Origin of the sequence: Acetomicrobium hydrogeniformans ATCC BAA-1850, assembly GCF_000160455.2 — a bacterium.
In the GTDB taxonomy this organism is placed as follows: Bacteria; Synergistota; Synergistia; order Synergistales; family Acetomicrobiaceae; genus Acetomicrobium; species Acetomicrobium thermoterrenum.
In genome coordinates, this window is record NZ_ACJX03000001.1 from 64,177 (window position 1) to 82,599 (window position 18,423).

Below are 18,423 nucleotides of genomic sequence, written 5' to 3' on the forward strand. Positions count from 1 at the left end.
GCAAATGAAGGCCTCTTTATGGCCAAGACGATGCTTTCCTGTTTTTCTCGTCTGGATTACATAAAGCCCCTTTTGATCTTGAACGAAAGGTTCTCCTCCGCCTTTGACCCTACCGAAGGGCAAAACCAATACATCGTGCACAATGACGAAGGAGAAATGGCACTGTTTGAGCTTTGCGGCAACAGGCCCGTTGTGCTCATTGCCCCAGAAACACAGGGGCTATCCGCGCGTCTTGCCTTAAAGGTGACTCAGGCCGGCGGTATAATTTTAGGGTCAGCCCCAGGTGCCGTAAAGATAGCATCGGACAAGGCCCGCCTTCTTGAACTGCTTGCCGACAAAGGAGTGCCGTGTTCGCCTTTTGCCGTAGTCTGCGACCAAACCACGATAAAAGAGGCGGCTCTGTCGTGGGGTTTTCCTCTTGTCGTCAAGCCCTCCTGCGGGACCGGAGGAGAGGGAAGTATCTTACTTAATAACAAAATCGAACTTGATGAATTTTTAACGTCCAAGAAAGCCGATACAAGAGGTTTAATTATTCAGCCATTCATAGAAGGATTCCCAGCCAGTTTATCCATTTTGGCAACCGGCAGCGGAAAGGCATATCTCGTCTCGGTAAACGAGCAAAAGATCGCCTTAAGCGAAAGCGATGATGGCAAATCCGCAAGCTTCAGGTACATAGGAGGAAAAACTGGCCTTTCCGAAGAAGACTATGCTGCCTACGGAGGCACAAGCCTGGAATACCTTCAAGGGCTTAGTCAGACTGTCGTAGACGCGATACCGGGTCTTATGGGATATATTGGAATTGACCTGATCATGACTACGAAGGGCCCCCAGGTGCTTGAGGTAAACCCAAGGATTACTACGCCTTTGGCCTTCCTGGGGAAGTTTGCAACTTGGAACATAGCCGAGGCATTGATGGAAGCCTGTCTCCTCGACAAGCTTCCCTCAGATTCTGCTGTGCCGAAAATTGATTTCACCCTGGAGGGTTTATCATGCTAAAAACATACGACGTGATCGTAGGCTGGGACATTGGTGGAGTACAGAGTAAGTGCGCCTGTATCTCAGGCGACTTTGCCTTTTTAAGCTCTAAGGATATGACCTTTGAGATATGGAAGGACCCCGGCAAGCTTTCGACGGTGCTTGAGTACCTTGCCTCAGACATCCCCCTCTCCGACACAGCCATGGCTATCACCATGACGGCTGAACTTTCCGATTGTTTTACCACCAAAGCTGAAGGTGTGCGCTTCGTGCTGGAGGCTTTCATCGATACCTTTCCTGGCATCCAACTTATGTGCCTTGGCACGAACGAAAGGTGGGTGCCGGTAGAAAAAGCTATGGGCGATCCGATCAACTTTGCGGCAACGAACTGGATAGCGGCCGCTCGTGAAATGGCAAGGTCCATCGGCGACGGAATATGGATAGATGTGGGAAGCACCACAACGGACATAATACCCATCAAAGAAAATGCCCTGTACGTTAGAGGAAGAAACGACACAGACAGGCTGCGCTTCGGTGAGCTGGTCTATACGGGCTTAATCCGCTCAAATCCCAACGCCCTAGCCTCACGGCTTCCCTTTAAGGGAGACTGGTATCGTACTTCCAACGAATATTTTGCCCTCATGGGAGATTGCTACCTTCTTTTAGGTGAAATCGACCCGGAAGACTACAGCTGTACCCCGCCTGACAGCGGATCCGTTAACACCGAGGGCGCTGCCCGTCGCCTGGCTCGACTTATATGTGCAGACGCTTCTCTCGCAAAGCCAGAAGATCTGTTGCCATTGGCCGGATATTTGAGGGAACGTCAAATCGGGCTGATAGTTGACGCGCTGTATCAAGTTTGCTCCGAGCCTCACGTAAAGGGGCCTGCCGCAGTCACGGGAGCAGGCCAATTCTTAGGAATTCAGGCAGCCCTCCGGACAAATCTGTCAATCTTAAATGCCGAGGCGATCATCCCTGATGTGGTTAAGAAACATTTTCCGCCTATGCTGCTGCCAAGGATTTGGCCATTTACCTGTCATGTCTGTCGAAGTCGTAGTAAAATTTGGCGGAAGCCTTGAAAGGCTGCCACAATTTCTTGAGATATGCAGAAATTTAAGCGAGTCACTGCGAGGCCACAAATCCATAGTGGTACCGGGAGGCGGTAAATTTGCCGATGTGGTGCGCCTATGCGACAGACAATGGAAGCTAGCGGCTTTCACTTCTCACTGGTTGGCCGTGCTGGCGATGGATCAATTTGGTTACGTGCTTGCCGAAAAGGTACCACACTCCGTAACGGCCTACGGCAAAGAAGATATATCAAAGGCCTGGCTTTCAGGAAAGATCCCTATATTTTTGCCATCTAGCTGGCTTAAGGAGCAAAGAGGAATACCCGAAAGCTGGGAAACAACCTCTGACAGCTTGGCCTGCTTTATCGCCGCAGCCTTCGACGCCTCAAGACTTGTCTTGCTTAAAGACAACATTCCTCCCTATGACGTGAAGGACCTTAGGGGCACAAGTTGGGTCGATCCAATGTTCTTCCGGTTCCTTTCCCGCTACAATGGAGAGGTCTGGCTGTGCGACGGAAGTAAGAAGCTTTCGCTACAAGACACCGTCAGCTGCGGCGACAGGTGCTGCTTTCGCCTGCAATGAGCGACGAAATTTCCAGGACCTTTCTTGACGAAAGCTTGCCCGACCGACCCCCTTCGCAAAGCGCGCCTCTAAAGCCCAGGTAATCAGGCCTAAGGGGCAATAATAAAGGTATATCTTCGAGTTTTAAAGAACCAGCCAAGGCAGAAAAAAGGCCCCATTCCCTGCAGGCCGAGACAAAATCCCTTACCCGCTCCATAGAGGCAATCTCAAGCAAGTTGTGGCCGAAGGATTTATCAAAAGTATCAAGAAGACAACCTGCAGCTTTTGCCTCTGCCGCCATGGACGGGACAGCGAGAAAGTCTATGCCGCCAAAAAATTGAGCATCCGCGTAAGCTCCGACAACCAATGAAGATTCTGGGCAATACTTTTTTAACGCAGTCGATACCGAAAAAAGCAGCTTCAGGACTTCATCCGGAGTTTTAGCTCCATAAAGGCCCACTTTAATGATCGAAGCCCCCGCCTGGGCTGCTCCAATGGCTGCAAGCGCTGCCGTACCCGGAAGATAGGGCATGTCTCCGATGGCGGCGCTCACGGGGATTGTCTTGGGGACGACGCCTCTTATCTCGCTTATCGTCTCCGGCAAGGCTGCCCCCAAAGCCCCTTCCGCTGGGTTTTTTACGTCTACCACGTCAATATGGGCTTTCAGTGCCACAATAGCTTCTTCCTTTGAGACGACACTTGCCAAAAATGCCGTTCTATCAGGAAATAATGAGTTCATTACGCAAGCTCCTTTATGTCCTTTTTATTGATCCATCCTTCATGAAGTGCTGTAGCCACAAGCACCCCCGCCATGTTCGACTTCTTTATGTCAAAAAGCTCGTCCTTGGACTTAAACCCTCCACCGCCGTAAAAGCTCATATCGGGCGCCATTTGCGTCGCTGTTTCATACATCTTCAATGGCAATCCCCTCCCCGTCCCAACGCCATCCAACGTAAGCAGGATAACCCTCCTCCAGCCCGCCAACCTCAATAGATCAATTCCCTCCTCTAAAGTCTTGCCTGCAAGGGGCGATTCGCTGCGAGTCAGGATATTGCCTTTCTTCATGTCCAGGCTGAAGATCATACGATCCTCTTGACATGCTTTGCTTATCCTTTCAAATTCGTCGCTGCTTTGAAGCGTCTCAGAGCCAACGACAACCTTGCAGGATGGGATCTCGGACATCAGGTAAAGCACTTCATCCAAGCTTCCTGTTCCCGCATCTATCCAAAGGGTTGCCATTGTCTCCTCCCGCACTTTTTTCAAGATCTCGAGATTATCTCCCATGTCTTGAATGGCGTTGAGATCGGCGACGTACAGGTCACTTCCTCCTGTTACGTAAAGCAACGCCTTTGCCACTTCCACAGGATGGGGCGAATTTACCAAAGGACTTTCCATAGGGCGATATTTGTTCCTCTCTCCCCTGTATGCTCGCACGGTTAAACCATCCAAAAGATCCATTACCGGGATAACTTGCAAATTTACGACATCCCCTCTGATATTTCCTTTTTAAAGTTAGTTTCAAACACTAAAGAGAATTTTTCTTTTACTTTTTTTACTACCTCGCGAAAATCTACATCCTCGACGTAGTCATCGAGCGAGGCCACGGAAAATTCCTTTATACCGCAGGGGTTGATGAGCTCGAAGTGGGACTTGTCAACCTTTACATTAAAGGCAAAACCGTGCATGGTGATCCACCTTTCGGCGGCGATCCCTATGGCTGCGATTTTTTTGTCGGCGACCCAGACGCCCCTGTATTTAGGCTTTCTGCCGGCCTTTACATTGTAATCTTTCAGCACTTGTATAATCACTTCTTCAAGGCATGAGACGTACCATTGGAGGTCCTTTTTCCATTTGCTCAAATTAAATATGGGGTAGGCGACGATCTGCCCAGGACCATGGTAGGTTATGTTTCCTCCCCTGTTCGTCTCGTATAGCTCTATCCCGTAAGCTTCAAGAGTCCTTTTGTCCGCGAGCAGGTTTTCCCTTCCCCCCGATCTTCCTACGGTAAAAACGGGCTTGTGCTCCAAAAGAAGGAGTATGCCATCGGCCTCGCCCGCGGAAACTTTTTCAAAAGCTCTTTCCTGGAGGGTAAGGCCGTCGCCGTAACCCAGGGGCTCTTTAAATTCCACGACAGAGCATCTCCTGCTCAACTGGCCACACCTCCCAAAAGTAAGGTGTAGGGGCATTTTCCCCTACACCTTGTACTATTATGTTATATCTTATTTCAAGACAGCCAGAAGCAGCAAGGGATTTTCAAGCAGCTCTTTTACTCGCCTGATAAACATGGCCCCTTGGGCGCCGTCGACGATCCTGTGGTCGAAGGTCAAAGAAAGCGTCATCATGGGCTTTACTACCATTTGGCCATCGCAAATGCAGGGCCTGTCTTTCATCTCTCCAACCCCCAAAATAGCGCACTGCGGAGGATTGATGATGGGAGTAAAGTCTCGAACGCCAAACATTCCGAGGTTAGTGATCGTAAAAGTGCCCCCGGTCACGTCGTCTATAGCAAGTTCGCCTTTGCGGGCCTTTTCGATCAAGGCATCACCGTCAGAGGCAATTTCGTACAAGTTCTTGCCGGCAACGTCCTTCACCACGGGAACGAGCAACGCCTCTTCCGTCGCCACAGCAAGGCCGATGTTGATCTCGTCGTAGAGGACTACCTCGTTGCCTTCCAAGTAGGAATTGAGCATCGGCTGTTCTTTCAAAGCGACGGCACAGGCTTTCATTAATATATAATTGTAAGAGAGGTTAAGCCCCTTTTCCTTAAAAGAGGATTTTAGGTCTTCCCGCAGTTTTTTTAACAAAGTGCAATCTACGTCGGCATTTAATGTAACCATTGGCGAGTTCTGCCAGCTCGTGGACATCCTCTCGGCTATGACCTGCCTGACATCGGATAGGGCGATCCTTTTAAGCTGAGCTGCCTCAACTGCTGGCTTTGCCCTTTCGGCTTTTTGTCTTTCGATGAAGTCAAGCACGTCTTTTTCTACTATCCTCCCACCCGGACCCGTGCCGGTAACCAAGGCTAAATCGATGCCCTGTTCCTTGGCTATCTTTTTTGCGATGGGCGTGGCTTTGATTAAAACCTCTTCGCCTGCCGGTTTCGCGGCCACCGGGGCGGGCTTGGCTTCCGGTTGAGCGGGCTTTTCAGCTGCAGGAGCCGTAGGAGCTTCCTTTAAAAGCTCGCTTATATCTTCGTCTGGGGCTGCTATTATGCAAAGCGGCGTACCGATGGGCACCTTAGTCCCCGGTTGCGTTAAGATCTTTCTCAGCACCCCGCTTTCGGGGGCTTCGACCTTATAGGTGATCTTTTCCGTGGAGACCTCCAGGACCACCTCTCCCTTTTCGACCCTGTCTCCTTCCTTTTTATGCCATTTGGCCACCGAGCCGGATGTCATGGTAAGGCCAAGCTTGGGCATTGTAATGACTGTTGCCATAAAACTACACCTCCCTATTTGCCGTGATTGGTCATGCGCCCTCTTTGAACGGCAAGCCACATAGTCCTTTCGATGTCTACGACTCGCGGGCCACTTCCGCTTAAACGAACTGAAGCCTTCTTTCCCGGGAGCAATTCCACTTCCCTCTCACCGTCAAGGGCGATCACTGCCGGGCTCATATCGAAACATATCTCATCTCCTATCGATATTGAGTTAAATTCCAGGACCCTTACAGGCTTTATAAGCCCTGGGGCGACAGGAGCGGTTACTATGAAACCTTCCTCAGAATCGGAAGATCCTAAAATTACGTGCAATCCTTTATCCTGTGGCATTGGCCATTGAATGACCATGCCCCCGATGGACGAAAGGCCTATATTGCTCGGTTTGGCCTGGGTCAGCACAAGTTCTTTAACCCTATTCATATCCCATATGGCCTTTGAGCCCAAAAATATATCGTCGTAAAGGGCGACGTCCACCAAGGCGATGTCCACGACCTTTCCGTCGATCATAATATCGATGCGTTTCGTTGGAAAGGTAGCATCTTCGACGGAGACTGCACCGGTAGCTACGTAGCCCGCCGCCATCCCCGCTATTGTCCCTTCAACCATACAGGGAAAGATGTTGTTCGTCCCCGTGGACACGGACATGAAGGGAACGGAAATGCTCCCCTTCGCAACGGCGCGATTTGTCCCGTCTCCTCCGAGAATCACGAAACACTTGGCCCCCTCCTCTTCCAACAGCTTGGCGGCCAAAGTGGAGTCTTCCTGCGTTCCCTCACATCTCATGTTCAATGGTTCGACGCTAATTTTGAGGTGAACGTTTTCCAAAGCCCTGGGTACGATATCGAAGTAATCGGGCATGTAAAGCACTTTGTCCACGCCCGCGGACTCGAGTCCCAAGAGGATGCGCCTAACGATGTTTACCTTTTCGATATTATCGAAGACCGAGCCGTGAGCAACGAGCCTCCTAATGTCCTTGCCCGAAGCGGGGTTAGCTATGATCCCTACTAATGTCAAGGATATCGATTCCCCTTTCCAATCAGATTAAAATGTCATAGAACCTCCATCGACGTTGACCGACTGACCCGTCACGTGATCGGAGTAGACAAAAAACAACGCAAGTTTAGCCATATCCTCAGGTGTCTGCTCAACCCCTTGAGGTATCATGGTCGATACATTTCTGGCAAAGGACTCATCCCAACTTTCGCCTGGCATCTTCCAGACGTCAGCAAGCAGAGTCCACATCTGGGTTCGAACTATGCCGGGGCAGATGGCGTTTACAGTGATGTTGTCCCTGGCAAGCTCCTTTGCCAAGGAATTGGTAAATCCCACCACAGCAAATTTAGACGCGCAATAAAGGGAAAGTCCTGGAAATCCCGATTTCCCCGCAATTGAAGCGACGTTTATTATGCGCCCCCATTTTCTTTGCTTCATGTAGGGAATGACCGCCTTCGAAAATAGAAAGACCCCTTTTGCGTTGACATTCATCGTCAGGTCCCAGGCCTCTTCCTCCACGTTCTCCACGGTCGAGACCGACACAACTCCAGCGGCATTGACCAATATATCTATTGACCCCAGTTCATCGATGGTCTGTTTTACTGCTTGAGCGACTTGTCCGGATTTACTTACGTCCGCGTTTATGGCTATAGCCCGTTTTCCGAGGGACTCTATCTCCTTTACCACTTCCTGGGCTGCGCTGTAACCTTTGATCTCCTTCGTGCCATAGTGGTTAAAGGAGCTGTCGAGAACTTCTGCCTCAACTATTGCAACATTAGCCCCTTCTCTAGCAAGGGCAAGTGCAATTCCTCGGCCGATTCCTCGTCCTCCCCCTGTAACGATCGCTACTTTTCCCTCCAGGCTCATTTCCCTAGCCCTCCTTTAAGAGTTCTTGGGATAGGTATCCTCGGGTTCAGGAAATTCCCAACCTTCTGGCTGGTTGTAAAGCTCCACGATAGTGGCCAAATCTTCCCTGGTGTCAAGATAGGTGTAAGTAAATCCAAACCATGTTCCACCCTGAATTACTTCTATTCCCCTCTCCTCTGCCAGCTTCATCACTTCTTCGTAGCTTTCGACCCCTAAAGCCACATGATGTAGCCCTTCTCCGTGTTCTTTAAGGAAATCAGCATATATACTCTTATCATCAAGGGGTTGAATGAGCTCCCATTGAACGTTCCCGATCTCAGCAAGCGCAAGCCTCATAGCGTAATCTTCTCTTTTGCCATGCAATATCATGTCTTTAACGGTGTTTGGATCGAAGGTATAAACGCTCCAGGGACCTATGCCCCATTTATCCCAGTAATTTTTCATGGCTTCTTCCAGGTCCTTAACGACCACTGCTATCTGAAGAACCTGGTTAAACAAACCTTTCTTTGTCATTTCTCTCTCCCCCTCTTTGTAACGGTTAGCAATGCAGGGAACGCTTTGACAATGGATGTCAAGCGTTCCCTGAACTAGCTCACGCTACGGCTTCCTTTACGGCAGCGATGATCTTTTCCTTGCTTGGGATGTACTCCTGTTCGAGCACGGGGCTAAAGGGTACGGGAGTAAAGGGAGCAGCTACGCGCTTTATCGGAGCATCCAAATAATCGAAGGCCTCTTCGGCGATCATGGCCGCAATTTCAGCGCCGGGACCGGCAAATTTGACCGCCTCATGGACGATGACCACCTTGTGGGTCTTCTTTACCGATTCGATGATCGTCTCGCCGTCTAAGGGTTGCAGCGTCCGCGGATCGACGACCTCCACGCTGATGCCTTCCTTGGACAGCTCCTCGGCTGCCTCTAGTGCTTTGTGGACCATCGCCATCGTGGCAATAATCGTTACGTCGCTTCCCTGCCTTTTGACGTCAGCTTTTCCCAGGGGAACGGTGTAGGTATCCTCGGGCACTTCACCTTCCAGGCCATATATGAACTTATGTTCTACGAATATGACGGGATTGTCATCTCTTATCGAGCTTATGAGCAACCCCTTGGCATCGTAAGCGGTGGAGGGAGCTACGACCTTCAATCCCGGAACGTGCATGAACCAGGCCTCAAGGGACTGGGAATGCTGTGCCGCCGCAGATCCGCCGGCGCCGCATGCCGTCCTTATGACCATCGGTATTTTCGCCTTTCCGCCGAACATATAGCGCATCTTCGCCGCCTGATTGTATATCTGGTCCATGGTAACGCCCACGAAGTCCATGAACATTATTTCTGCCACGGGCCTCAACCCCGTTGCAGCAGCGCCCAGGGCATTGCCGACTATGGCGCTTTCCGTGATTGGCGTATCTATTACCCGTTTAGGCCCGAACTCGTCTATCAGCCCTGCCGTCACGCCGAAACAGCCGCCGAATACTCCAACGTCCTCGCCAATGACGTACACGTTGGGATCGCGCCTCATCTCCTGGAGTAAGGCCTCATTTATCGCTGCACGCATTGTCAACTTTCTCATCGTCTTCGCCTCCTCTCTCGCTCACGCGTACACATCTTCCAAGACTTCTTCCGGAGAAGGCCAGGGGCTCTCTTCGGCAAACTTCACGGCTTCTTCGATCTTGCTGGCAATCTCCTCACGAACCTGTTTCATCTGTTCTTCGGTCATGATCCCCATCTGTGCAAGCTTCTCCTCAAATCGCGGAATGGGGTCTTTTTTCTTCCACTCCTGGACCTCTTCCTCCGGGCGGTAGACGGTCGGATCTCCCTCGAAATGTCCCCTGTAACGATAGGTCTTGCACTCAATTAATGTCGGCCCTTCTCCGGCCCTAGCCCTTTTTACTGCCTCTTGGACTGCCTCATAAACGGCGAGCACGTCGTTGCCGTCGACCACTACTCCGGGAATGTTATAGGCTGCCGCTCTGGCTGCCACATCTGGCACGTTCATAGATCGCCTTTGCGATAGTGAGATCCCGTAGAAGTTGTTCTCGTTGATGAATATGACCGGCAGCTTCCAAATCGATGCCATGTTCAACGCCTCATGAAACGTCCCCTGGTTAGATGATCCGTCGCCAAAGAAGCAGGCCGCCACATGATCGGTACCCTTGTACTTGGCCGTAAAGCCTGCACCCACGGCAATGGGAAATCCGCCGCCCACTATGCCGTTGGCACCCAGGATCCCAAGTTCCACATCGGCGATGTGCATCGATCCGCCCTTGCCCTTACAATATCCCGTACGCCTTCCAAAAAGTTCGGCCATCATAAGCTTGAGATCTCCGCCCTTGGAAATCAGATGTCCGTGTCCCCTGTGCGTACTGGTTATATAGTCATCCTTGCGCAGGTTTGCACACGCCCCCGTAGCCACAGCCTCCTCGCCTACGTAAAGGTGCACAAAACCGAAGCACTTTCCGGCTGCAAAAAGCTCAGCCACTCGCTCCTCGAAATATCTTATAGTGAGCATGTTCCTGTACATCCACTGCAATGTTTCCCTTTCAATTGCCATGATATCCTACCTCCTTCTCTCATAATGTTGTTTAATTAAGCTAACGGTAATCTGACCTTGATCTGTCACCTCCTATCTCTAAGTGAAATTTTATCGTGACGACACCCCTAAGGCTGATAGGCACCAGCCTTATAGGAACTCCTCACCAGTGGGCCGGCAACTACATATTTAAACCCAAGCTCGAGACCCTTTTGTTCGTAAATTTGATATTGTTTTGGATGCACAAACTCCCTCACGGGAAGATGAGATGAAGAAGGTTGTAAATACTGTCCTATTGTAAGTATATCACATCCTACTGATATCAAATCGCTCATTACTTCTATTGATAGCGTAAAATATTTGTAGGAGTTTTTTAGGGAGGAAAAATAAAGGGGCCGCTCCTTTTGGTAGAATCTTTGTAGCACACAAAAATTCATAAAGGAGGGTCCCAACTTGAACAAGGTTATTTTACTACAAATTGTCTCAAACTTCATCTCCGAGATATTGAAGTTTTTTTGCAGTTCCCATGTCAGGACGCTGGCTGAAATAGAAGATGAGCTTTTTCGCATGACGAAGGCCTTCATCCGGGAGATCGTAAAGGCTTACCTTGAGCTTGCAGACGAAGCCATATTAAAGGACAAAACGTCTCGAAAGCAAAGAGGATTGGTCGTAGAAAGGCGTGATGACAAAAGAAGCGTTTATACCATATTTGGAGATATATCCTTTGACAGGACCTACTACTTTGATAAAAGTCATGATAAATACGTATACCCCTTAGACGAAGCCCTGGGGTTGGATAAATACGAAAGGTTGAGCAAAACAGTGACGGTAAAGCTGGTAGAAACGGCAGGCCAGGTATCTTACGCCAAAAGTTCGATGAACGTAACTGAGGGTGAGCTATCCAGACAGACCGTCAAAAACAAGATCCACAGCTTAAACCTGGAGGCCTTAAAGACAAAAGTTCCTAAAAAAAGAGGCGTAGAGGTATTACATATAGATGCAGATGAAGACCACGTATCCTTACAGGAGGGCAGAAATACGAATCTTCCTTTGATCTGTATATACGAGGGCACCTTTAAAGAGGGATCCAAAAACAGATGTATAAACCCCATATACATGAGCGGTTACGGAAAAGACACAGATGAGTTTTGGCTTGAGGTAACAGATAGGATATACGAGCTTTACGACCCGGAGGACATAAAGGACATATACATCCATGGAGATGGTGCAAATTGGATAAGACAGGGGATAAACTGGCTGCCCGAGTCAAAGCTGGTGCTCGATAAATTTCACCTAAATAAAGCGATCCTTGAATCCACGGCAAGGCAGCCTGAAAAAAGACGTGATATATACAGGGCCATAAATACAAATGACTTGAACTTTTTTAAAAAGATTAGCTTTGAGATGTTAAACGATGCCCTGGATGAAAAGGAAAGAAGGAGGATAAAAGATTTCAGGAGGTATATAACCAACAACTGGCAGTCTATAACCATTCGAAACGAAGAGGATTGCGGCAGTTCAAGCCCCGAGGCCCACGTAAGTCACGTGCTTTCTTCTAGGTTAAGCTCCAGGCCTATGGCCTGGAGCAGGAAGGGCTTAAAGGCCATGTCTGCTTTAAGGGCCTACATCTGTAGCGGTGGCATGGTGACGTCAGAACAGGTAAAGAAAAAAGACCAAGAAGGTGAGAATGCGGACAAAAGACACAAATTCACCTTGAACCTGGGGGATATCTTCGGTTCCGTTGCAAGTGAGCTTGGATGCATAACGGTACTTAAAACGGGAAAAGTAACGCCTTTATACACTTCTTTAAAGGGCATATGTCATAGCGGGTTTGATTTTTAGCTGACTCGCAGACGTTACCCTTTAAGATACATCGGGGAGTGGTTCCTAAAAATCCTACAAAAACTTGACGCGGTCCTTCTATTACCTCTTCATACGTCTCGCCAAGGCCGACCATGATCCCCGATTTTGTCAGCACCTTCGGGGCAATGGTCTTTGCCATCTCAATCACGGCCAAGCTCCGTTCGTAGTCAGCCTGCGGCCTCACGGCCGGATAAAGAGAAGGAACAGTTTCAACGTTATGGGCTAAGACTTCTAAAGGAGCTTCAAGTAAGGTTTTTAAGGCGTCCCTGTTGCCCGCCAGGTCGGAGGTCAAAAGCTCTACTCTAGCGCCGGGGTTTAATTTCTTTACTTCCTTCACCACCAAGGCCATGTGCGATGCGCCGCCGTCGGCTAGGTCATCTCGGGTGACACAGGTTAAGACCACGTATTTAAGGCCAAGGGCTTTGCACGCCTCAGCGATATGTCGAGGTTCATCGGGGTCTAAGGGCAAAGGGTTTCCGTGTCTTACGGCGCAGAAGTTGCAATTTCTGGTACATACGTCTCCCATGAGCAGAAAAGTGGCCGTGCGAGACTTGAAACACTCCCCGACGTTGGGACATAAGGCTTCCTCGCAGACAGTATGAAGGGTCATGCCCTTTATTAAGTCCTGCATTTGTCTTAAGCTTTCTTCGTCAGGCGCCGGTATCTTAAGCCACTCCGGAAATTCCTGATTCATTTATCCTTACCCTTCCTTTGGAAGATGTATGGCTCTGCCTTGAACGGACAAAGCCGCTTCCTTCAACGCCTCACCTACGGTGGGATGGGCAACTATAAGTTGAGCTATCTCCTCGGCTGTCGCCTCCAGCTTCATGGCCATACAGGCCGTAGATATCAACTCCGTAGCGTTAGGACCCAATATGTGCACGCCTAATACCTTTTCGTACCTTGAGTCCGCTACGACCTTTACCATTCCTTCAGCTTCACCCAGCGTCAATGCCCTTCCGTTGCCGACCATGGGAAACCGTCCCACCTTTACGGGAATACCCGCTTTTTGGCAATCAAGCTCGCTCATCCCCACGGAGGCCAACTCCGGTGAGGTAAATATGCAGGCAGGAACGACGGAGTAATCCATCTCCCGCATACCGCCGGCGACGTTTTCTGCCGCGATCTCGCCTTCGGCCATGGCAACATGGGCAAGCATGTAAGGAGACGTGCAATCACCTACCGCGTAGATGTTGGGCACATTAGTCCTCATGAATTTATCTGTTTTAATTCGGCCACGCTCCGTCTCGACTCCTGCGTTCGTTAAATTTAAAGTTTGCGTGTTTGTAACGCGACCTGCGGCCAGGAGCAAATGTCCTGCCTCCACGGTTATATTTTCTCCGCTCATTTTTTGAACCGAGACGACAAGGGAACTTCCCCTTTCTTCGATCTTCGTTACCTTGGCAGCTACGTGAATGGTTATCCCCTTTGACGATAAAATCTCGTGCACGTAAGAGGCCATCTCCTCGTCGATGTTTGACAATATCCTCGGCAAAAACTCTACCACCGTTACATGGCAGCCGAGGCCTGAAAAAAGGGTTGCAAACTCTATTCCTATCACGCCGCCGCCAACTATGAGCATCGACGAAGGAATTTCTTGGATCTGCAATACGTCATCACTGGTTAAGACGTTTCGGCATTGCAGACCCTCAATTGGAGGCATCGAGGGCTTTGAACCCGTCGCTATGATGAAGCTGTCTGACTTTAATGTTGAAGTGCCATTGCCGTTTTTCACGACGATTTCCTTAGAATTGACGAACGAAGCCTCTCCGTAAACTACATCTACTCCCCACGATTCCAAAAGCGTAGCCACGCCATCGGTGAGCTGCTTTACGGTAGCATCCTTGCGATCCATGAGCACCTTCCAATCAAAAGTACTTTCCTTGACCGAAAAGCCGTAATCCCGCGCCATATCGAAGTTGCTTTTAAGCTCTGCGGCATGAAGCAAGACCTTAGTTGGTATGCAGCCTCGATTAAGACAAGTCCCGCCTACCTTTTCCCCTTCAATCAGCCTGACATTGCATCCAAGCTGGGCTGCCCTTATTGCGGCTACATATCCTCCAGGTCCGCCTCCTATGACTGTTAAGTCCGCCACGATTCGTTCCCCCTTTGCAGCTTAGAATCAAATACACCGACGATTTAGCAAGAAATATGTTTCATGAGGTTGCAGTTTCTAACCTGTTGTCGAAATTTAAGAATGTTATAACAATATATAAGCATAATATAGCACTACATCAATTATACTATAGTACAGTCGACAAACCTGTCAAGGTATTCGTATTTCTAGACAAAAAACACTACGGCCATGCAGCCTCGTGGGCTTACATGGCCGTAGTGTGCAACTTTTAATAATTCTGTAATCAGGTCGTTACTTTCCTACAAACTGCGGTTCCCTAACGTTTGATTCCTCTCGCCTTACGCCCATCTTCATCTTAGAGGCGATTTTGTCGACGACTATGGCGATAGCGTTGTCTCCAGAAACGTTGCAGGCCGTTCCGAAGCTGTCTTGGGCGATGTAAAGGGCTATCATCAGGCCGAGCTGGGCCTCGCTAAAGCCGAGAATGCTTTCCAGCACGCCTAGGGCAGCCATAACGGCTCCGCCGGGAACGCCGGGAGCTGCGACCATGGTAATGCCAAGCATGGCAATAAAGCCGACCATGGAGGCAAAGGTAAACTGCGTTCCGTGAAGCATCATGACCGCCAGGGAGCACATTGTGATCGTTATCGTAGAACCTGCTAGATGTATGGTGGCGCCAAGGGGTATGACGAAATCCCTTACCGCCTTGGAAACGCCGTTTCTTTCGGCGCACTGGACATTTACGGGAATCGTAGCAGCCGAGGACTGCGTTCCTAAAGCAGTAACATAGCCGGGGATCTGGTTTTTAAGGCACTGAAAGAAGTTTTTGCCTCCGTAGGTGCAGGCTATGGCAAAATAGACAATTATCAATGTGAGATGGGAAGCGATGACGAGCAGAAAGACTTTGCCAAAAACGGACATTATCCTGCCCACTTCTCCCGCATGGGTCATGTTCGCAAATATGCCCGCCACGTGAAAGGGAAGCAGGGGAATTACCACGTAAACAATGACCATGTTCACGATCTTTTGAAATTCGACCGTTACGTTGTAGAGGGTTTTTTCCTTCAGCGCGGATATACCGATCCCGAGGATAAAAGCCAGCAGAATAGCCGTCATCACGCCCATGAGCGGCGGCATGTCGATCACAAAATAAGGGGGCAACAGGTGCTCTTCGGGGTTGGTAGCCATTATGTTGGAGGCGAAGTTGATTATCTTAGGCATAATATTAGTCCCGACAAAGAAGGCAAAAAGGCCGGCCAGTACAGTAGAGCCGTAGGCAAACGCGACCGTCATCCCAAGGAGCTTTCCCGCTCCCTTGCCCAGATCTGCTATGCCGGGGGCGACGAAACCGAGGATAATGAGGGGAATGACAAACCCCAGGAAATTTCCGAAAATGCCGTTGAAGGTGGCAAGAAGCCCGACACACCACTGGGGAAAATATTTCCCGATCAAGATACCGCAAATAATGGCAATGATCAGCCTTGGCAGTAAGCCCATCCTCTTAAACATCGAAAGACCTCCTATCATTTGTTATAAAGATAACTTAAATGAGTAAAATAATGCTTACACAACCGATCCGACCTGCTGTAACCTCGAGCATCACCTCCGCATGTGTATTTATTCCATAATCACATGTATATTATATACGCAAAGTCTCTTTGTCTATGTATACATGTCAGGAAGAGCTATCAAAATATTTACGGTAAGGGGGATGCAAAATTTCATTATATGTGTTAGGCTAACTACGGTTTTTAAAATTCCATTCACAAGAAAGGTGGTGGCAGTGCGTGGACGCTGGACCCGGTAGTCGTCGGTACAGTGCAATGAAGGATGAAGTTACGTTTTTAAATGAAGGACATCGCCTCAAGCGCGCTCTTCTTCCTTCGGAAGGTCGCAGCTACACTGCCGCCGCTTTGACAGCTTCAGCCTCTCGATACTCTCGATAGCCTCCGTTTAAAACGTTTTCCAAATAAGCGGCAGAACCTTCCGATAAGATGAGAGCAGCCTTTGAAGGCCCCGGGCAATCGGCTTGGGCAACGTAATGTTGCCTCCATATTCCTTTGCCCTTTAACCAAAAAAGCTCTCTGGGAGGTGATTTGCATGGAACAGAGAAACATCGATTTCTTCAAGGAAACGGTCGAAGAAATGCTCGAAAAACAGGACCTGGAAGCTTTGCGCCTTTATTTGGAGGAGCTTCACCCCTACGAGATAGGCGCGCTCTTGGACGAACTCGAAGAGTCCGAACAGCTCGTCATCCTCTCTCTCACTCTGCCGGAAGCAGCAGCTGAGGCTTTGGAGCACCTTGATTACGACGACCAATACAGGCTCCTCGATCATCTGGACGAAGAGTCAGCAAGCAAGATAATCGCCGCCATGGGACGGGATGCTATAGCCGACCTGCTTATGGCCATACACCCAAACAAAGCCCAGGAGATCATGGCCATGATTCCCCGGGAGTACCTCGAAAGCATAAAGTTTCTCATGTCCTATCCCGAGGATTCCGCCGGGGGCATAATGTCCTTGGACTACATCCAGGCCAGGCAATACTGGACTATAGAGCGGGTGATAGAACACTTCAGAAAGGTCGGCAGAAAACAAAGCGTTGCAAACTACATATACATCGTAGATGCCGTGGGCAAGCTTGTCGGCGTCCTCTCACTGAAGGAGCTTTTATTAAACGAGCCTAAGACAAAGGTTGAAGACGTAATGCACACCAACATCATAACGGTTTTGGCTACGGCAGACCAGGAAGAGGCTGCCAAGCTCATGAGCCAGTACGACCTCATGATACTACCAGTGGTGAACGAACAGGCTCGCCTCGTAGGCGTCATCACGGCCGACGACATCATGGACGTCATCGAGGAAGAGGACACTGAAGACATCCACAGGCTGGGTGGAAGCCAACCTTTGGACCTGCCCTACTTAGAATCGACACTGACGACGCTTTTCAGCAAGCGCATCGGCTGGCTCGTGGTTCTTTTCGCAACACAGGCAGTGACGAGCAACATCCTGAAACATTACGAGGGAGTTTTAAGCAGCGTCGTGGCCCTTACTTTTTTCATGCCCCTGCTTGCGGGAGTGGGAGGCAATTCCGGGACCCAGGCTTCTTCTTTAATCATAAGGGGTCTTGCCCTTGGCGAGATCACGGTCCATGACATAGCCGTCATACTCTTCAAGGAGCTTCGCGTAAGCGCCCTCATCGGAATTGTGATGGGAACGATCGGGTATTTCTTCGCCTGGACTGTCAGCGGTTCAACTGGCGTCGCAACTGTCGTCGCCGTAACCGTAACAGTGGTTTTGATCGTAAGCTCCACCATCGGTGCCATACTTCCCATCGTCGGGAGGGCCTTCAGGCTGGATCCGGCCGTCTTTTCCGCCCCTCTTATAACCACCGTGGTGGATATCACGTCGCTGATGGTTTATTTCAACATTGCCATAAAGCTGCTCAAGTTAGGCGGATAAGATTTTCGAATGCATATTTGATACCCTGGAACACCTGCGGCGCCTATCATGCGAGCCTTTTTGGCATACCTACCCTTGAGTTCGCGCCCTTCGCCTTCTTTAACTACATCAACCCAATAGTGGCCATAATTCTGACGGCCATGGGCAAGTTCATATTCTGGCGCAAGGATACTGACGACGACATAATAACCGAATAGTTTACGAAAAGAAAAAGGCCACCATCTTACCGGTGGCCTTTTTGGAGTTCCTTTAGGATTTCCTCTATCTTGGCAGCCATTATAAAATCATTTAAGAACAGTCCCTTTATGGCATAGGTGAATAAAGTTACGATCACGCGGTTATAGTGGACCGATATGTCAGGATGATGTCCTTCGGACTCGGCCAGCTCAGCTATTCTATCGAAAAACTGCCAGGATTCCCTGAAGTTGTTAAATTTAAAGGTCTTATTAAGTTTAAGAATGCCCTCATCATCCACGATTCTCCATGAAGGCACCTGGCTCAAATATTCTTCGGCCTCCTCCTTTGTCATGGGAGGAATGCCTCCCTCGCAGGGTACGCATCTTTGATTCGTCAATTTTTCCATACCCTACACCT

20 protein-coding genes are annotated in these 18,423 nt (G+C 49.6%); 7 read left to right on the plus strand and 13 right to left on the minus strand.

The features are described 5' to 3' along the window. The first annotated feature begins 18 nt into the window (after nucleotides 1–18). The 3 genes from HMPREF1705_RS00405 to HMPREF1705_RS00415 are packed head-to-tail and all read left to right on the plus strand — an operon-like array spanning nucleotide 19 to nucleotide 2,625. The gene (locus HMPREF1705_RS00405) at nucleotides 19–996 is read left to right on the plus strand and encodes an ATP-grasp domain-containing protein (RefSeq protein WP_009200699.1); all 978 of its coding nucleotides are present in this window, start codon (nucleotides 19–21) and stop codon (nucleotides 994–996) included. Beyond that, entirely contained in the window at nucleotides 990–2,054 is a 1,065-nt protein-coding gene (locus HMPREF1705_RS00410) for a hydantoinase/oxoprolinase family protein (RefSeq protein WP_009200698.1), read from the plus strand. Before HMPREF1705_RS00405 ends, HMPREF1705_RS00410 begins: the two co-directional genes overlap by 7 nt. Further along, nucleotides 2,014–2,625 (plus strand): amino acid kinase family protein, encoded by a 612-nt coding sequence (locus HMPREF1705_RS00415; protein WP_009200697.1) that lies wholly within the window; start codon nucleotides 2,014–2,016, stop codon nucleotides 2,623–2,625. The genes HMPREF1705_RS00410 and HMPREF1705_RS00415 overlap by 41 nt, the downstream gene beginning before the upstream one ends. Here the strand turns inward: HMPREF1705_RS00415 and HMPREF1705_RS00420 are convergent. From HMPREF1705_RS00420 to pdhA, 9 genes are all read right to left on the minus strand, one after another. Continuing rightward, nucleotides 2,588–3,343 carry a (5-formylfuran-3-yl)methyl phosphate synthase gene (locus tag HMPREF1705_RS00420; protein ID WP_009200696.1) on the minus strand — a complete coding sequence of 252 codons (756 nt, stop codon included), beginning with the start codon at nucleotides 3,341–3,343 and terminating at the stop codon, nucleotides 2,588–2,590. The genes HMPREF1705_RS00415 and HMPREF1705_RS00420 overlap by 38 nt on opposite strands. Continuing rightward, nucleotides 3,343–4,080, minus strand: a complete 738-nt coding sequence (locus HMPREF1705_RS00425) for a HisA/HisF-related TIM barrel protein (RefSeq protein WP_111089517.1) — start codon at nucleotides 4,078–4,080, stop codon at nucleotides 3,343–3,345. The genes HMPREF1705_RS00420 and HMPREF1705_RS00425 overlap by 1 nt, the downstream gene beginning before the upstream one ends. A 2-nt stretch (nucleotides 4,081–4,082) precedes the next feature. After that, nucleotides 4,083–4,754 carry a lipoyl(octanoyl) transferase LipB gene (gene lipB / locus HMPREF1705_RS00430; RefSeq protein ID WP_040347872.1) on the minus strand — a complete coding sequence of 224 codons (672 nt, stop codon included), beginning with the start codon at nucleotides 4,752–4,754 and terminating at the stop codon, nucleotides 4,083–4,085. Nucleotides 4,755–4,823: 69 nt separating this feature from the next. Further along, nucleotides 4,824–6,038 carry a dihydrolipoamide acetyltransferase family protein gene (locus HMPREF1705_RS00435; RefSeq protein ID WP_009200693.1) on the minus strand — a complete coding sequence of 405 codons (1,215 nt, stop codon included), beginning with the start codon at nucleotides 6,036–6,038 and terminating at the stop codon, nucleotides 4,824–4,826. A gap of 14 nt (nucleotides 6,039–6,052) precedes the next feature. Then, on the minus strand, nucleotides 6,053–7,054 hold the full coding sequence (locus tag HMPREF1705_RS00440; protein WP_009200692.1) for an ATP-NAD kinase family protein: 1,002 nt from the start codon (nucleotides 7,052–7,054) through the stop codon (nucleotides 6,053–6,055). A 27-nt stretch (nucleotides 7,055–7,081) separates the two neighbouring features. Then, the gene (locus tag HMPREF1705_RS00445) at nucleotides 7,082–7,900 is read right to left on the minus strand and encodes an SDR family NAD(P)-dependent oxidoreductase (RefSeq protein WP_009200691.1); all 819 of its coding nucleotides are present in this window, start codon (nucleotides 7,898–7,900) and stop codon (nucleotides 7,082–7,084) included. Nucleotides 7,901–7,915: 15 nt separating this feature from the next. Then, nucleotides 7,916–8,413: a VOC family protein gene (locus HMPREF1705_RS00450; protein ID WP_009200690.1), complete on the minus strand. Its 498-nt coding sequence runs from the start codon at nucleotides 8,411–8,413 to the stop codon at nucleotides 7,916–7,918. 79 nt (nucleotides 8,414–8,492) lie between these two features. After that, a complete protein-coding gene (locus HMPREF1705_RS00455) occupies nucleotides 8,493–9,467 on the minus strand; it encodes an alpha-ketoacid dehydrogenase subunit beta (RefSeq protein ID WP_009200689.1) in 975 nt (324 codons plus the stop codon). Nucleotides 9,468–9,488: 21 nt separating this feature from the next. Continuing rightward, complete coding sequence (gene pdhA, locus HMPREF1705_RS00460) at nucleotides 9,489–10,448, minus strand: pyruvate dehydrogenase (acetyl-transferring) E1 component subunit alpha (protein ID WP_009200688.1); 960 nt, start codon at nucleotides 10,446–10,448, stop codon at nucleotides 9,489–9,491. A 432-nt stretch (nucleotides 10,449–10,880) separates the two neighbouring features. On the opposite strand from pdhA, the gene HMPREF1705_RS00470 reads away from it, so the two are divergent. Further along, the gene (locus tag HMPREF1705_RS00470; protein WP_040347867.1) at nucleotides 10,881–12,269 is read left to right on the plus strand and encodes an ISLre2 family transposase; all 1,389 of its coding nucleotides are present in this window, start codon (nucleotides 10,881–10,883) and stop codon (nucleotides 12,267–12,269) included. On the opposite strand, the gene HMPREF1705_RS00475 is transcribed toward HMPREF1705_RS00470, so the two are convergent. The 3 genes from HMPREF1705_RS00475 to HMPREF1705_RS00485 form a co-directional block, all read right to left on the minus strand. Then, on the minus strand, nucleotides 12,199–12,984 hold the full coding sequence (locus HMPREF1705_RS00475; protein ID WP_009200685.1) for a lipoyl synthase: 786 nt from the start codon (nucleotides 12,982–12,984) through the stop codon (nucleotides 12,199–12,201). The genes HMPREF1705_RS00470 and HMPREF1705_RS00475 overlap by 71 nt on opposite strands. Before the next feature lie 6 nt (nucleotides 12,985–12,990). After that, complete coding sequence (lpdA, locus tag HMPREF1705_RS00480; protein ID WP_009200684.1) at nucleotides 12,991–14,385, minus strand: dihydrolipoyl dehydrogenase; 1,395 nt, start codon at nucleotides 14,383–14,385, stop codon at nucleotides 12,991–12,993. Between the two features lie 273 nt (nucleotides 14,386–14,658). Next, on the minus strand, nucleotides 14,659–15,876 hold the full coding sequence (locus tag HMPREF1705_RS00485; protein ID WP_040347865.1) for a dicarboxylate/amino acid:cation symporter: 1,218 nt from the start codon (nucleotides 15,874–15,876) through the stop codon (nucleotides 14,659–14,661). 278 nt (nucleotides 15,877–16,154) lie between these two features. Here HMPREF1705_RS00485 and HMPREF1705_RS10865 point away from each other — a divergent pair, with 278 nt between their 5' ends. The 3 genes from HMPREF1705_RS10865 (at nucleotide 16,155) to HMPREF1705_RS00495 (ending at nucleotide 18,026) form a co-directional block, all read left to right on the plus strand. Further along, nucleotides 16,155–16,313 carry a hypothetical protein gene (locus HMPREF1705_RS10865; RefSeq protein WP_009200681.1) on the plus strand — a complete coding sequence of 53 codons (159 nt, stop codon included), beginning with the start codon at nucleotides 16,155–16,157 and terminating at the stop codon, nucleotides 16,311–16,313. A 154-nt stretch (nucleotides 16,314–16,467) separates the two neighbouring features. After that, nucleotides 16,468–17,829: a magnesium transporter gene (gene mgtE / locus HMPREF1705_RS00490; protein WP_009200680.1), complete on the plus strand. Its 1,362-nt coding sequence runs from the start codon at nucleotides 16,468–16,470 to the stop codon at nucleotides 17,827–17,829. A 17-nt stretch (nucleotides 17,830–17,846) separates the two neighbouring features. After that, nucleotides 17,847–18,026 carry a Na+/H+ antiporter NhaC family protein gene (locus tag HMPREF1705_RS00495; protein WP_009200679.1) on the plus strand — a complete coding sequence of 60 codons (180 nt, stop codon included), beginning with the start codon at nucleotides 17,847–17,849 and terminating at the stop codon, nucleotides 18,024–18,026. Between the two features lie 26 nt (nucleotides 18,027–18,052). Here HMPREF1705_RS00495 and HMPREF1705_RS00500 read toward each other — a convergent pair whose 3' ends face one another. Beyond that, complete coding sequence (locus tag HMPREF1705_RS00500; RefSeq protein ID WP_009200678.1) at nucleotides 18,053–18,412, minus strand: 4a-hydroxytetrahydrobiopterin dehydratase; 360 nt, start codon at nucleotides 18,410–18,412, stop codon at nucleotides 18,053–18,055. Between the last annotated feature and the right edge of the window lie 11 nt (nucleotides 18,413–18,423).